Source organism: Streptacidiphilus sp. PAMC 29251 (genome assembly GCF_054208735.2).
The window spans coordinates 4,725,496-4,739,505 of record NZ_CM135725.2; the positions used below are offsets into that span (position 1 = coordinate 4,725,496).

Genomic DNA, 14,010 nt, shown 5'->3' on the forward strand with positions numbered 1-14,010 from the left:
GCCGGGTCGCCGGCGGGCCATGTCGTCGGGTCTATCGGTGGCGACCGCGTGCGGTCTTGGGCGGCCGTACGCGCGAGCGCCGCCGTAGTCGCCACTGGGTCCAGCGCTGCTGGGCGCGCCGCAGCGCGCGGGCTCCCTCGGTTCGGACATGGACCGCTACGGTCTGGGCACGGAGAAGAAAGTCCCGCAGCCGTTGCCTGCTCTCCTCACCCCACAGCGGGGCAGCGGCCGCCACGGCGGCCGAGACCAGGGTGACGGCGGCCACCCGGATTCGGGTCACAAGATCAAGCAACGAGTCCTGCCAGCCCTGCACGGGCACCTGCGACGGGGCATCCGTAGGCTGTGCCGGCACCACGGCTGCGGCGGGTGTCCTGTGCGGGCGCTCGCGCAGCCCGTCTGCGGCCCGGGCCGCAACCCGCGCGCGTAGAGCGTGGCCGAGGACTCTGTGCGCCTCGGCGGGCAGGTCCGTCAGGGCTCCTGCGGCTTTCTCCAACTGCCCCAGGAATCTCACCGCCCGGTCGTCATCGAGTGCTGCGTTGACCTGCCCGGTGGCCAGGGCCAGCAGGGCGGGGTCGGCCAGTACGACGGACGCAGTTCGTTCCACAAGGGCAGGGTGGCTCTCGCCAGCAGCGGCGACGAAGAGCAGGGTCCGTTCGCGTTGACGCGGTGCCAGGTCGGGCTCGACCAGCAGGCTGGGCAGCAGCATGTCGTTGTCCAGGTCAGCGGCGGCGACTACCTCCCGGCTAAGGATCATGGGCCCGATGTCCCCCCACCGAGCTCCGTCCAGCGGGGGATACAGCTCAGCCAGAGCCTGCTCCCACCGTTTGCGCTGCGCCGCCGACGGCAGCGGTGCGTCAGTACCCTCGTAGTGGGCGCGGATGCAGGTATCGACCACGCAACGGGCCTCGCCTCGCGATGTCGCGCCGGCCAGGCTCTGCGCGGCAACCATCGCGCGTATCAACTCGATGTCGAACTCGTCCTCGGACAGGTGGGTGTCGGCGACCATCTCCCAGTACACCTCTTCGCGGCGCACCAGAACTTTCACAGGGTCGTCCAGGCGGGCCAGGTCGGGGTAATGCTCGACCAGGACCTGCGCCAAGGCCGCAACGTGGACCGCCATGACCGTGGTGGTCCCTCCCACGGTCTCGGGGCTGTAGTGGCGACCTGGTGCTGCGGGCGGGTCGTTCGGCAGCTGTCCGAGGCCGAGGTCGGCGAGCAGGTGGAGCCGGTCGGTGAAGGCGTCACGTGCCTGGGCAGCAGCAACAACCTGGCCGTCCGGCAAGGCGTCCTCGGCTTCAAGGTGGACTGACGGGCCGAAGCCGGGCAGGTGGGTTGCGGTGCCCACCCGATCCCACCACTTCGCGATCAGTTCCTCCCACTTGCGGGCGTTCCCGCGGGCAAGCAGAAGGACCCGCACCTTCGCACCCTGCCGAGGCGCGGCCAGCACATCCAGGAGCCCCTCCAACTGCTCGGCGCGTGCCTCGGCGTAGTCGACCACGAGCAGGAGCGGGTGGGAGCAGTCGCCCAGAATCCGCTGGCCGGGTCTTGTTCGGCGGGGCTTCGCGGCAAGGAAGCCGGCCACCCACGGCAGGCCGTCATAGTCACCCTTGCCAGCCAGATGCCGGGCCAGCTCGGTGGCCAGTCGGTTCTTGCCGGTGCCACCGGAACCGGTGACCACGGCGAGGTCGACCGGCGCCGGACCGAGGCACCAGTCCTCCAGCTGGTCCAGCGCTCCGCCCTCCTCCTGGTAGGGCACCACCTGTGCCTGGGGGTCCAGGAGGTAGGAGCAGGACAGGCGGGGGTCCGGCTCGTCCACCAGCAGCGTGTCGAGATCTGCAGGCCGCACCTGGGCGGGGAGGCCGCTGTACTCGCGCACCGCTTCAGCGAAGTCCGGCTCCGCCAGCAGTCGGTACGCCGGCACGACACGCAGCATCCCCCCGTTCCATCCGGCTGCTGCGATCACGGCGAATCCGATCACCATCGGACCGCAGAACACCGCTGCCCCGGAGATGCCCGCCCATCCCTCGACCCCACCCGGCGAGGCATCGCCCACCTCGAGCGAGTACAGCCCCGACCGCAGTTCGCTGCTGGGCTTGATCCGCCCGTCGACGGACTTCGGGTCCTGCATGCCCTCGTACTCGGGATCGGACATGAGCATCGCGCGCGGGAATCCCGTCACGGTACACACCGGACGAGCCCAAGCGGTATCGCAGACCATCCGCCCCCACCGCACCGGCGAGAGGTCCGGTCCCACCAGGTCCGGATCGCACCAGAGCAGCACCGCGTCCAGGGATGCGTCCGCCCACACCACTGCTGCGTCCACCAGCACCCCGCCGTCCAGCGTGCGCACCACAATGCCCTCCTCCGAGCGCCCGAAGCACGCCACGTGATACGCCGTCAGCACCAACCCGGGTGCCACCACCGACCCCGAGCCGAACGTCTGCGCTCCCGGGTTGAAGACCTCGACCGCACGCTGTCCCGCAGATCCCCCCACGGCCGTGCGCCCTCAGCCCTGCAAACCCGGGCGCGCACTGGGCAACGGCGACAACCCCGGCCTATGGTCGCCCACTCGGGCGTCACGCCCCTGCAGGTCCTCCGCTCCCAACCGCACCGTCAGCCGGTGCCCGCGCGTCTGGGCCCGCTCCCCCTTGCCTTCCACGTTCACCACATACGCCTTGATCCCGCCGCCGCCCGAGACCGTGTGCCGCAACTCGATGTCCATCTCCAGCACCACCTCCCGGACGACCAGCGGAATCTGTGAACCCGAGCCCTCACGCTGTGCTTGCAGCAGTCCCTGCCGGATCGCAGCAACAGCCTGCGCCAACTCCGTCGGCTCAAGATCCATCTTCCGCACCATCCCCATGCTCGCTTGACGACGTTCCGTCAGTTTGCCTACTGCATGGGCTTGCCACGTGTGAAGCCGGAAATTCGATGCATCCTCCAGCAGGTTCGTGATCCAGACGATTGCTCCGGCAGCGCTGCTGACAGGTCAGGGGCGTCGGTGCGCGACAGGATAAGGTTCCTCATCTCGGTGATGGGGCGGTCCCAGCGCATCGGCCCCGCGGATCGGCGCAGGGCGGCGGGGTAGCTGTCGGGCGCGTAGTCGTTGGTCAGGTGGTGGAGGTGGAATCCGCGCCGGAGCAGCGGCTCCAGGACGTCGTCCACCGAGCGGCCCTGTTTGGCCAGCGAGCGCGGGGTCACCTCGATGACGATTTCCGCCTCCGGCCGTAGCCGGTCCAGTGCTGGTTCGAGCCCATGGATGACTGTGCCTCCCCTCGTAGCGTAGAGACCATGGTTGGAGGGGAAGCTGGGAGTCATGGCGGAGAAGAGGCGGAAGTTCGACGCGGAGTTCCGTGAGGGGGCTGTGCGGATCGTCGTCGACCTCCTCGGGACCGCCGCGCGCCCTGGGCTCCAGATCGCGCCGCGTACCGTCGCTGAGCGAAACTCCGGATGCATCGAATGCGCTGCGATATAGGGGCGAGGTAGAGCGCTCCCGCACCGAGCCGACCGTTCACTGGGTCATGACACTGACAGCGATCCGCGCAAGGCACACAAAGCAGGACTCGCCACTACGCGGCCCACGCATGCGGCCCTCAGAGAATGCAAAACGGAGGCTGGCTTAGCCGAGATCCTTGACTTAGGATCTCGTAGCGGGTCGGCACTGCAAGGCTTCCAGAGCGTACGTATGGCTCATCAGCACTCCCACAGCCCGGCATGGATATTCGAGTCGAAAATTTCCACCTGGAAGCCAACCGCCGAAATATCCATCCAGCAGAGGGATGATCCCTGACGGGAAGACCGATTGGCGATTCATCATCAATTCGTCCAACTCCCACCAAGCATGCGTCGCCATATTCGCTGCGTCGATCGGTGATGGGCTGGCTGCGGCAACACGGAGAATGAGAACCGACAGGGCCGACCTGCGACTGCGTTCCCACGTCGGCATCGGTGACGGCCACACGCACAGAGGTCGCCGACCAGCCGTCCTTTGGCCGCCAGGGCCTAGGCGACGATCAACAGCCGTGCCCACCGCCGTGGCCAATGCCAGCCCGGCGAGGATCCGCGCCGTGACAGGGACACCGAAGAGCTCCGTTTCGTTCATGTGCCGCTCACCTTCCACGCGTTCGGCCCGACCGGGGTGCACCGGCTGACCGGCACGGTCACGGCCTCGCCGTGCCGGTCCGGGGAGGGGTCGAAGATGTCGTCGTCCACGACGACCGAGAGGCGGGCGCAGGAGCCGGTGGAGGGTGGGGCAACGGTGACGACCGCGTCCTGGACCCCGTCGATGGTGCTGTCCTGGAAGAAGACGGTGGCGCGGACCCCTTAGGGGCCGGCCTCCAACGGGTTCTGCTCGCCTCCCGGCCAGTCGACCGCCTTGAGCAGGTCGCAGTCGATGCCGGGGTGCTCGCTTAACCAGGTACGGGCCAGGGTCGACAGGAACCCGGCCAGTCGGCGGCGGCCACCTGGGCCGCCAGGCCGACCCGTACCCGACCTGCCCCGTCGGCGCGACGCCGGGCACGCCTCGTGACCGCGCTCATCGCCCGCTCACCTCGGTGCCTGGCGGGTCCGATCGGTGCGCGAGGTAGGCGGCGACGGCGATGGCGGCGGCCAGGACGATGCCGTTGACGCCGACCAGGTGGAGGAAGACGGCACCGGGCCGGTCGTCCCAGGAGTTGTACGGGCCGAGGGCCATGGGAGTGGCGAGAAGCAGCGCCAGTGACGGGGGAACCAGGACGACGGCCTTGAGGGCGGCCCCGGTCATCAGGAACCGGGTGCGGCGCAGCAGCAGGGTGCCCAGCGGCTGGAGGAGCAGGGCGAGCGGCACCCAGCCGAAGAGGAGCGACGCATCGCCGCCGAGGAACCGCGCGAGGCCGAACAGCAGCACCGGCAGGAGCAGCAGCTGCCACCAACTGGCCGCACGGGCCAGGGCCACCATCCCGGCGCGGGCCCGCTCCCCGCGCTGGTGGCACACGCCGATCACCGAGAGCCCGAACAGCACGGACGCCACCACGACCAGGACGAAAAAGGCCGGCCGGGTCTGCAGCCAGGCATCCAGGAGCAGGAGGTACAGGAACAACACGTACAGCACGGGCGAACACACCACGGCACCCAGGACGACCACCAGCAGCGCCCACGGCGCCAGCCCCAGCAGTTCCCGTTCGCGGGCGTCACCCCGCTTCACGTGCCGCAGGCTGGAGTTGACAGTGTTCGGCAGTTCCATGGGTCCCCCTGGGCCGATGTCGGCGCAGGGGTGACGACGTGTCAGCCGTCCTTGCGCCGTTTGCGTTTGGTGGTGGCGGCGGTGCCGGCGGGCTTCGCCAGCGTGGTGCTACTGCCGATGGTGGGCAGGACGAACTCCTGGATCATGTCGACCGCGTCGCGGACCAGCGGGCGGAAGACCCGGTACCGGGAGAGGGCGACCATCTTGGCGACGAACGGGGCGCAGCGCTTGACGAAGGCCCGGGTCCGCTCGGTGTCCTCGGTGCGGTCGAAGACCCAGTACAGGACGATCACCATCAGGTGCAGCCAGAGCAGGTCCGGCAGCAGTTCCTCCAGCTCCGGGTCCAGCTTCGGGCCGAGGTCCGAGCCGTCGATGACCTCGCGGAAGATCTGCACCGCCGTCTCCCGGGCCGGGTGGGACTCGTTGGAGAACGGGCTCAGCGCACTGTTCGGGTCCGCCGCGGTCCGGAAGAACTGCGCCGCGAACTCGTGGTAGTCGGCCGCGCAGTCCACCCAGGAGTCCAGAGCGACCTGCAGCCGCTCCGCGAAGTCCGTCTTCCCCACCATCCGGGCCCGGGCCTCGGCCGCGTGCTCGTGCGTCATCCGGTCGTAGAACCCCTGGATCAGGAATTCCTTGCCCTCGTAGTAGTGGTAGGCATTTCCGACCGAGACGCCCGCTTCGGCCGCGATGGCCCGCATGGTGGTCTTGTCGTACCCGCGCTCCTCGAACAACCGCATGGCGGTCTCCAGGATCAGCGCTCTGGTCCGCTCCCCCTTGGGGAGCAGCTCGGGGGCGGGGGTCTCGGTCGGCGGCGTGGGCACAGCGTCGTTCACCCTCCTCAGGCTAGTCGTCGTGGGTGCCGCAGTGCCCCTCGCAGGGCGCGGGCAGCCGCTCGGCGGGCTGCGGCGGCCGTACCGGGGCCGGCAGCACCCGGTACTTGGACGGCTCCCACGACGTCCCGTTCCAGCTCCACGGGCCCTCCGGGGTGGAGGGGGACGTTCCCGGCCGACCGGCTCTCCCCTGTGCAGTCGGTCGACCGGTGGTCGCGGACCTCTGCCGCCACTTCGCGGCGCTGAGCACCATGCCCCGGGCGAGCTGGGCCCCGCTCGGCGTGGCGAAGCGGTGCGACATCGGCCGGTAGGCGCGCAGCGCCCACAGGCAGACCACCCAGGCCGCCGCGCCCTCGTAGACCTGGCCGGCGTCGGCGACGACGGTGATCTCGCGCAGCGTCCTGGAGTGGTCCAGCGCCGGGAAGCACTGCCGCGCCTGCGGCGTCCCGGCCGGCACGAAGTCCAGCGGGACGAGTTTGCTCTGCCGCTCCAGCCAGCCGCGGACATGGCGGCAGAGCGGGCAGTCCTGGTCGTAGAGAACGGTGAGGCGGCGGACCGGGGCGTCGCTGAAGCCCCGGTCGGCACCCTGTGTTGCTGCGGTCATCGTGGTTGTCGCCGTCGTTGCCACTGGCTCGGCTCAGGCCTGGAGCGGGGCGGCGGGCGGGGTCCAGCCCTGCGGCGGGACGGGCGGACGCTGCTCGCCGTCCATCAGGCCGCGGCGGCGGATCCGGTTGAGCACGTAGACGTTCATCAGGTGCAGCACACCGAGCACCAGCAGCACCGTGCCGACCTTGTAGGACAGCGCGGTGAAGATGCCGGGGACGTCGGTGATATCGGTGTCGCCGCCGCGCAGCCAGAGCGCCACAAAGCCCAGGTTGACCAGGTAGAAGCCGACCACCAGCAGGTGGTTCACGGCGTCGGCGAGCTTCTCGTTGCCCTGGAACACGTCGGCGAGGAAGACGTTGCCGCTGCGGCTGAGCGTCCGGGCCACCCAGATGGTGAGACCGATGCTGAGCACCAGGTAGATGACGTACGTGCTGACCGTGTCGTTCATGCTCCACCCCTTGTGGGAATTCTTGAACGCGTTCAACTTCTGCGTTGATCAGGACTGTAGCCATGTTTTTGAACATGTTCAAGTACGAGTTCCGGCGGCGCTGCGTAGGATCAGCGACCATGAGCGAGGACGGCAGCTCCACCCCTGGTCCCGGCATTCCGGCGAGCCTCGCGGCGGCCTGGGGGCTGCGCGAACAACCGACCAAGGGGCCCCGGCGCGGGCTCAGCCTGGAGCGGATCGTCCAGGCCGCGGTGGACGTCGCCGCGCGGGAGGGGCTGCCCGCCGTCTCCATGGGGCGGGTCGCCAAGGAGATCGGCTCCTCGCCGATGTCGCTCTACCGCTATGTGGCGACCAAGGACGAGCTGTACCCGCTGATGGTGGACGTGGCCTACGGGCGGCCCGAGCCCCTCCCGGCGGACGCCGCCGGCTGGCGCGAGGCCCTCACCCACTGGGCCCGGGGGCAGCACGACGCCCTCTACGCCAATCTGTGGGTGCTCTACATCCCGCTGGCCGGCCCCCCGCTCACCCCGGGCCAGCTGGCCTGGATGGAGGCCGGTCTCGCCGCCCTGCACGGCACCGGCTTCAGCGAGCAGGAGAAGCTCTCGACCATGCTGCTGGTCAGCGGCTTCGTCCGGAACGAGGCCCGGCAGATCGCCGACCTCACCACCGGAGCGGCGGCGGCCGGCCTCAGCCCGGAGCAGGCCATGCGCAACTACGGCGTGCTGCTGGCCCGGCTGATCGACCCGGAGCGGTTCCCCTTCGTCCACACCGCGATCAACTCCGGCTCGCTGGAGGACGAGGACGGGATGGACGGCGAGTTCCGCTTCGGCCTGGAACGGATCCTGGACGGGGTGGACGCGCTGGTCCGAGCCCGGGGAATGGCATAGCGTCGCAGTCGCTGTCTCAAAAACCTTCATGCACAGGGGAGTTGTCACCATGTCGGATACTTCGCCGTCTTCGCCGTCTTCGCCGCAGAACGTCGTCACCGAGTGGGTCGAGATCGCCGCCGGGTTCGCCGGCTACGCGGCCAGGCCGGCCGGACCGGAGGCCGCGGGGGCGGTGGTGGTGCTACCCGAGCTGTTCGGCCTGAACGCCGACATCCGCGGCGTGGTGGAACGGCTCGCCGCCGAGGGGTACGCGGTGGTCGCGCCCGACATCCACTGGCGCCGTGAGCCGCGTGCCGCGCTTCCGTACGGCGCGGCCGGGCGGGACCGCGGCTTCGAGCTGCTGCGCGCGATCGACCGCGCGGAGGTGCTGGCCGACATCGACGCCGCCCGGCTGGCCGCCGCGCGGCATGCGCCGAACGGCCGGGCGGCCGTGGTCGGGTTCAGCTTCGGCGGCCATCTGGCGGTGCTCGCCGCCACCACCCTTCCGTTCGCCCTCGCGGTCTCCGCCTACGGCGGGTGGACCGTCCACGGCGGCATCCCGGTCGCCGAGCCGCGCCCGCCGATGACCGACGCCCCGCTGATCGCCGCCAACGGCACCTTTGTGCTCGGCTTCTACGGCGACCAGGACCACGCCGTCCCGGTCTCCGAGGTGAAGGAGATCGAGGCGCTGCTCGGCGACGCCGAGGCGGCGCACGAGATCGTGCTGATCCCCGGCGTCCACCACGGCTTCCTCTGCGAGGCGCGTCCGGACGACTACGACGCCCGGGCGGCGGCCCTGACCTGGGCAAAGATCAACGAGACGCTCCACGGGCAGCTCGCCGCCGAGGCCGGTTGAGCCTGGCGGCGCCCCGGTTCAGACGAACAACAGGGCCAGTTGCGGGGGGTTGTCCTCCCGGGTCAGGACCAGGGCATGGCCCTGGCCGGTCGTGGCGACCCCACTGAGGACCGGGTCCGCCCAGTCCGCGCCCAGGGGCACCTCGCGTCCTTGGACGGTGTCGACATAGCGGTGCGGGCCGCCGACCCACCGTGCCACCAGGGTGGCGCCGTCCAGCACCAGCAGGCCGCTGCTGTGCTCCGTGGTGAAGCGCAGCGCGTGGTGTCCAGGGCCGCGGACCTGCCAGACGGAGAAGGGCGCGGCAGGCAGAGCACCGGCCGGGGTGGCAGACCGCACACCGTTGCGGTCGAGCCGGACCGCGGTGACGCGGCCGTCGTCGGCGACCGAGTACAGCAGCGCGGCGCCGTCCGGGGCGGCCTCGGCGAGCAGCAGGAACGCCTCGTCGGGGTCGCGTACGACCGGGAGTTCCCGGACCACGGCGAGGGTGTCGGGAGCGAGGACGCGCAGCATCGCGAGGCTTGTCGGCCCAGCCGTCTCCGGGCCGGCCATCTCCGGCCCAGCCCCCATCGGCTCGTCGTCCAGCGCGAGTACGGCCAGGTGCGTCCCGCCGGTGCAGACCACGGCGTCGCGTGACTGCGGCAGGGGCAGCCGCACCGGGCACCGGAACCGCAGCCGCGGACCCTTGGTGCCGGAGCTGAGGTCGGCGGCCTGGATCCGGGCCGGCCTGCGGGTGTCGAAGACGTCGTCCAGGTGCCAGAAGGCGCGGTTTCCGATCCAGCCGACGAAGTCTCCGGCGAAGGGGGACGTGCGCGGGGGCTGTTCCCAGCCGCTCCGCCCGCGCAGCGGCAGAACCGTGTCGGGCTCCTGGTCCGAGCCGTCCTCAAGCAGCGACATCCGCATCCACGGGGCGCCGTCCGGGCCGGCGCAGAGGGCAGGGGTGGCCGCCGTCACCTCTTCCACCAGCACCTCCCTGACGCCTTCGGGCCCCACCTCCAGATAGAGGAGCTCGCGGCCGCCCCCCGACCGGTTCCGGTCGGCGGCGATCACCACCGCGTCGCCGGTGCCACCACGGACGCTCCGGAACACCACGCTCTGCAGAGTGACCAGGCGAACGCCGGACGTGGTCTCCGACCACCACTCGATCGGCGACGGCGAAGCAGTCAGTTCACGCATACGGTCATCGTAGGGACCGGAAGATCAACGAGAATGCCGTGTCGCCCAATGATCCGCAGGAGCCCCGCCATGAGCACGTCCCAGCCCGCCGACACCGGCCCCGGCCCCGGCCCCGGCCCCGGCCCCAACGCCCACGCCCACGCCCACGCCCACGCCCACGCCAGTCTGGACGGGCTGGTCATGGGCGACGCCTTCGGTGACAGCTGGTTCACCCGCTCCGACGAGCCCGTCGAGGAACTGTGGGCCGCGCGGGAGCTGCGTCCCACACCCTGGCTGTGGACCGACGACTCCGCCATGGCCTTCGTCCTGCACGCCCATCTGATGACGCACGGGGAGGTCCGCCAGGACGGCCTGGCAGCGGAGTTCGCCGCCGAGTACGCCCGCGACCAGGGGCGCAAGTACGGCCCTTCGATGCACAGCGTGCTGCGCCGCATCGGTGCGGGCGAGGACTGGCGGACCGTCACCACCGGGCAGTTCGGCGGCCAGGGGTCCTACGGCAACGGCGCCGCGATGCGGGTCGCCCCGCTGGGCGCCTGGTTCCACGACGACCTGGCGGCAGCGGCCGCCCAGGCCCGGCTGTCCGCGCTGGCCACCCACGCCCACCCGGAGGCCGTCGCGGGCGCCGTGGCGGTGGCGGTCGCCGCGGCCCTGGCCGCCGCCGGCGCGGGCCAGGACGCCGCGCCGCGCGCCGAGTTCCTCCGGGAGACCGCCGCGCATGTGCCGGAGAGCGACGTCCGCTCCCGGCTACTGGTCGCCGCGGGCTTCTCCGAGCGCACCTCGGTCCGGCACGCGGCGTCGGTGCTGGGCTCGGGGACGCTGATCTCGGCCCCCGACACGGTGCCCTTCGCCCTGTGGTCCGCCGCCGGGCATCCGGACGACCTCACTGAGGCGCTGTGGCAGACCGTCTCCGGGTGGGGCGACCGCGACACCACCTGCGCGATCGCAGGCGGCGTCGTAGCCGCCCGCACCGGCGCCGACGGCCTGCCGCCGGCCTGGCGACAGGCCCGCGAGGCCATCCCCGACTGGAGCCGCTGGGCTCGCTGAGCCCGCTGAACGTCCCCCGTCAGCCGCCGACGCAGACGCAGACGGGTCGGCCTGCCGACACAGGCGGCTCAGCCGCCGACGTAGGCGGCGAGGTGCTCGCCGGTGAGGGTGGAGCGGGCGGCGACCAGGTCGGCCGGGGTGCCCTCGAAGACGATCCGGCCGCCGTCGTGCCCGGCGCCCGGGCCGAGGTCGATGATCCAGTCGGCGTGCGCCATCACCGCCTGGTGGTGCTCGATGACGACGACCGACTTGCCGGAGTCGACCAGCCGGTCGAGCAGCCCGAGCAGCTGCTCGACGTCGGCGAGGTGCAGCCCGGCGGTCGGCTCGTCCAGGACGTAGATGCCGCCCTTCTCGGCCATGTGCGTGGCCAGCTTGAGCCGTTGCCGCTCGCCGCCGGAGAGGGTGGTGAGCGGCTGGCCGATGCCGAGGTAGCCGAGTCCGACGTCGGCGAGCCGCTTGAGGATGGCGTGCGCGGCCGGGATGTGCGCCTCGCCGGCGCCGAAGAACTCCTCGGCCTCGGTCACCGGCATCGCCAGCACCTCGCTGATGTCGCGTCCGCCGAGGTGGTAGTCCAGCACCGACGCCTCGAACCGCTTCCCCTCGCACTCCTCGCAGACGGTGGCCACACCGGCCATCATCGCCAGGTCGGTGTAGATGACGCCGGCGCCGTTGCAGCCGGGGCAGGCGCCCTCGGAGTTGGCGCTGAACAGCGCCGGCTTGACGCCGTTGGCCTTGGCGAACGCCTTGCGGATCGGGTCGAGCAGCCCGGTGTACGTGGCCGGGTTGCTCCGCCGCGAGCCGCGGATCGCGCCCTGGTCGATCGACACCACCCCCTCGACGCCACCGCCTGCCACACCGCCGCTCCCGGCACCACCGCCCGACGACTGCCGCAGCGACCCCCGCGCCAACGACCCCTGCACCAGCGAGCTCTTGCCGGAGCCGGCCACGCCGGTGATCACCGCGAGCACCCCGAGCGGGATGTCCACGTCGACGTCGCGCAGATTGTGCGTGGTCGCGCCGCGGATCTCCAGCGTGCCGGTGGGCTTCCGCACCGACTCCTTGAGCGCGGCCCGGTCGTCGAAGTGCCGGCCGGTGAGGGTGCCGGCGGTCCGCAACCCCTCGACAGTGCCCTCGAAGCAGACCGCGCCGCCCGCCGTACCGGCCCCGGGGCCGAGGTCGACCACATGGTCGGCGATCGCGATCAGCTCCGGCTTGTGCTCCACCACCAGCACGGTGTTGCCCTTGTCCCGCAGCCGCAGCAGCAGCTCGTTCATCCGGCCGATGTCATGGGGGTGCAGGCCGATGGTGGGCTCGTCGAAGACGTAGGTGACATCGGTGAGCGAGGAGCCGAGGTGGCGGATCATCTTGACCCGCTGCGCCTCGCCGCCGGACAGCGTGCCCGAGGGCCGGTCCAGCGAGAGGTAGCCGAGGCCGATCCCGACGAAGGAGTCGAGCGTCTGCTGCAGTGTGGCGAGCAGCGGCGCCACCGAAGGCTCGTCCAGGCCGCGGATCCATTCCGCCAGGTCGCTGATCTGCATCGCGCAGGCGTCGGCGATGTTGACCTTGCCGATCCGCGAGGACCGGGCCGCCTCGGCCAGCCGGGTGCCGTCGCACTCGGGACAGGTGGTGAAGGTGACCGCGCGGTCCACGAACGCCCGGATGTGCGGCTGCATCCCCTCCCGGTCCTTGGCGAGGTAGGACTTCTGGATCCGCGGGATCAGACCCTCGTAGGTCATGTTGATGCCCGCGATCTTCATCCTGACCGGTTCGTGGTGCAGGAAGTCGTTCAGTTCCTTCTTGGTGTACTTGCGGATCGGCTTCGCCGGGTCGTAGAAGCCCGACTCGCTGTAGAGCCGGTAGTTCCAGCCGCCCGGGGTGTAGCCGGGGATGGTGAGCGCGCCCTCGGCCAGCGACTTGGAGTCGTCGTAGAGCTGGGTGAGGTCGATGTCGGAGACGGCGCCCCGGCCCTCGCAGCGCGGGCACATGCCGCCGGTGACGCTGAAGCTGCGCCGCTCCTTCACGGTCTTCCCGGCGCGCTGCACGGTGACCGCACCCGCCCCGCTGATGGAGGGGACGTTGAAGGAGAACGCCTTGGGCGAGCCGATGTGCGGCTTCCCGAGCCGGCTGAAGAGGATCCGCAGCATCGCGTAGGCGTCGGTGGCGGTGCCGACCGTGGAGCGGGGGTCGGCGCCCAGCCGCTGCTGGTCGACGATGATCGCGGTCGTCAGCCCTTCCAGGACGTCGACCTCGGGCCGGGCCAGCGTCGGCATGAAGCCCTGCACAAAGGCGCTGTAGGTCTCGTTGATCAGCCGCTGCGACTCCGCGGCGATGGTGCCGAACACCAGCGAGCTCTTGCCCGAGCCGGAGACCCCGGTGAACACCGTCAGCCGGCGCTTCGGGATGGCGATGCTGACGTCCTTGAGGTTGTTCACCCGCGCGCCGTGCACCCGGATCAGATCGTGGCTGTCGCCGACGTGCGAAAGGTTGGTCTCCATGGCTTCGACGCTACGGGGCGTCGGTGGATTTTGCTTCTCTGATCCTGACCGGTCGGGTGTGGATCTTGGCGAGGCAGGCCGGGACGTCGGCGCCGTCCTCGTGCGAGCGGGCCCGGTAGGCGCTGGGGCTCTCGCCGACCAGCTCGCTGAAGCGGGTGCTGAAGGTGCCCAGCGAGGTGCAGCCGACCGCGAAGCAGACGTCCGTGACGCTCATGTCGCCCCGCCGCAGCAGCGCCTTCGCCCGCTCGACCCGGCGGGTCATCAGATAGCTGTAGGGGTCTCCCCGAAGGCGGCCCGGAAACTGCGGGAGAAGTGCCCGGGCGACATCAGGGCGGCCGTCGCCAGCGCCGGAACGTCCAGCGGCTGGGCGTAGTCGCGGTCCATCCTGTCCCGGGCCCGACGCAGCCGAACCAGGTCCTCCAGATTCATGCTCCCCAGCATCGCACGGCAGCGGCAGCCCGCCCCGGCGTT

General features: G+C 70.9%; 12 protein-coding genes and 1 pseudogene. 3 read left to right on the forward strand and 10 right to left on the reverse strand.

The annotated features are described in order from the left end of the window. Nucleotides 1-31 precede the first annotated feature (31 nt). The 7 genes from ACXKR8_RS22140 to ACXKR8_RS22170 form a co-directional block, all read right to left on the reverse strand. On the reverse strand, nt 32-2,407 hold the full coding sequence (locus tag ACXKR8_RS22140) for a hypothetical protein (protein WP_462100636.1): 2,376 nt from the start codon (nt 2,405-2,407) through the stop codon (nt 32-34). A 99-nt stretch (nt 2,408-2,506) separates the two neighbouring features. After that, a complete protein-coding gene (locus ACXKR8_RS22145) occupies nt 2,507-2,845 on the reverse strand; it encodes a trypco2 family protein (RefSeq protein ID WP_458274613.1) in 339 nt (112 codons plus the stop codon). A 47-nt stretch (nt 2,846-2,892) separates the two neighbouring features. Then, entirely contained in the window at nt 2,893-3,318 is a 426-nt protein-coding gene (locus ACXKR8_RS22150) for a hypothetical protein (protein ID WP_462100637.1), read from the reverse strand. A gap of 1,216 nt (nt 3,319-4,534) precedes the next feature. Beyond that, nucleotides 4,535-5,221, reverse strand: coding sequence for a hypothetical protein (locus tag ACXKR8_RS22155; protein WP_458274616.1), 687 nt, complete (start codon nt 5,219-5,221; stop codon nt 4,535-4,537). A 41-nt stretch (nt 5,222-5,262) separates the two neighbouring features. Then, nucleotides 5,263-6,054, reverse strand: coding sequence for a TetR/AcrR family transcriptional regulator (locus tag ACXKR8_RS22160; RefSeq protein WP_458274617.1), 792 nt, complete (start codon nt 6,052-6,054; stop codon nt 5,263-5,265). A 10-nt stretch (nt 6,055-6,064) separates the two neighbouring features. Next, complete coding sequence (locus ACXKR8_RS22165; protein ID WP_458274618.1) at nt 6,065-6,655, reverse strand: thiol-disulfide oxidoreductase DCC family protein; 591 nt, start codon at nt 6,653-6,655, stop codon at nt 6,065-6,067. A 33-nt stretch (nt 6,656-6,688) separates the two neighbouring features. Next, on the reverse strand, nt 6,689-7,105 hold the full coding sequence (locus ACXKR8_RS22170) for a hypothetical protein (RefSeq protein ID WP_458274619.1): 417 nt from the start codon (nt 7,103-7,105) through the stop codon (nt 6,689-6,691). 62 nt (nt 7,106-7,167) lie between these two features. On the opposite strand from ACXKR8_RS22170, the gene ACXKR8_RS22175 reads away from it, so the two are divergent. After that, complete coding sequence (locus ACXKR8_RS22175) at nt 7,168-7,992, forward strand: TetR/AcrR family transcriptional regulator (RefSeq protein WP_462100638.1); 825 nt, start codon at nt 7,168-7,170, stop codon at nt 7,990-7,992. Nucleotides 7,993-8,041: 49 nt separating this feature from the next. Further along, nucleotides 8,042-8,827: a dienelactone hydrolase family protein gene (locus ACXKR8_RS22180; protein ID WP_458274621.1), complete on the forward strand. Its 786-nt coding sequence runs from the start codon at nt 8,042-8,044 to the stop codon at nt 8,825-8,827. Nucleotides 8,828-8,845: 18 nt separating this feature from the next. Here the strand turns inward: ACXKR8_RS22180 and ACXKR8_RS22185 are convergent, their stop codons facing one another. Continuing rightward, nucleotides 8,846-10,000: a beta-propeller fold lactonase family protein gene (locus ACXKR8_RS22185; RefSeq protein ID WP_458274622.1), complete on the reverse strand. Its 1,155-nt coding sequence runs from the start codon at nt 9,998-10,000 to the stop codon at nt 8,846-8,848. A gap of 69 nt (nt 10,001-10,069) precedes the next feature. Between ACXKR8_RS22185 and ACXKR8_RS22190 the strand changes: the two genes are divergently transcribed. Continuing rightward, nucleotides 10,070-11,044: an ADP-ribosylglycohydrolase family protein gene (locus ACXKR8_RS22190; RefSeq protein WP_458274623.1), complete on the forward strand. Its 975-nt coding sequence runs from the start codon at nt 10,070-10,072 to the stop codon at nt 11,042-11,044. A gap of 68 nt (nt 11,045-11,112) precedes the next feature. Here ACXKR8_RS22190 and ACXKR8_RS22195 read toward each other — a convergent pair whose 3' ends face one another. Together ACXKR8_RS22195 and ACXKR8_RS22200 are read right to left on the reverse strand one after the other, a co-directional pair. Beyond that, complete coding sequence (locus ACXKR8_RS22195; protein ID WP_458274624.1) at nt 11,113-13,539, reverse strand: ATP-binding cassette domain-containing protein; 2,427 nt, start codon at nt 13,537-13,539, stop codon at nt 11,113-11,115. Between the two features lie 10 nt (nt 13,540-13,549). Next, nucleotides 13,550-13,968: pseudogene (locus ACXKR8_RS22200) on the reverse strand (helix-turn-helix transcriptional regulator). Between the last annotated feature and the right edge of the window lie 42 nt (nt 13,969-14,010).

Excerpts from the sequence above, each read along its gene's own strand:
- ACXKR8_RS22145 (WP_458274613.1), bottom strand. The coding sequence starts at position 2,845 with ATGGATCTTGAGCCGACGGAGTTGGCGCAGGCTGTTGCTGCGATCCGG.
- ACXKR8_RS22150 (WP_462100637.1), bottom strand. The coding sequence starts at position 3,318 with ATGACTCCCAGCTTCCCCTCCAACCATGGTCTCTACGCTACGAGGGGA.
- ACXKR8_RS22155 (WP_458274616.1), bottom strand. The coding sequence starts at position 5,221 with ATGGAACTGCCGAACACTGTCAACTCCAGCCTGCGGCACGTGAAGCGG.
- ACXKR8_RS22165 (WP_458274618.1), bottom strand. The coding sequence starts at position 6,655 with ATGACCGCAGCAACACAGGGTGCCGACCGGGGCTTCAGCGACGCCCCG.
- ACXKR8_RS22170 (WP_458274619.1), bottom strand. The coding sequence starts at position 7,105 with ATGAACGACACGGTCAGCACGTACGTCATCTACCTGGTGCTCAGCATC.
- ACXKR8_RS22175 (WP_462100638.1), top strand. The coding sequence starts at position 7,168 with ATGTTTTTGAACATGTTCAAGTACGAGTTCCGGCGGCGCTGCGTAGGA.
- ACXKR8_RS22180 (WP_458274621.1), top strand. The coding sequence starts at position 8,042 with ATGTCGGATACTTCGCCGTCTTCGCCGTCTTCGCCGCAGAACGTCGTC.
- ACXKR8_RS22185 (WP_458274622.1), bottom strand. The coding sequence starts at position 10,000 with ATGCGTGAACTGACTGCTTCGCCGTCGCCGATCGAGTGGTGGTCGGAG.
- ACXKR8_RS22190 (WP_458274623.1), top strand. The coding sequence starts at position 10,070 with ATGAGCACGTCCCAGCCCGCCGACACCGGCCCCGGCCCCGGCCCCGGC.
- ACXKR8_RS22195 (WP_458274624.1), bottom strand. The coding sequence starts at position 13,539 with ATGGAGACCAACCTTTCGCACGTCGGCGACAGCCACGATCTGATCCGG.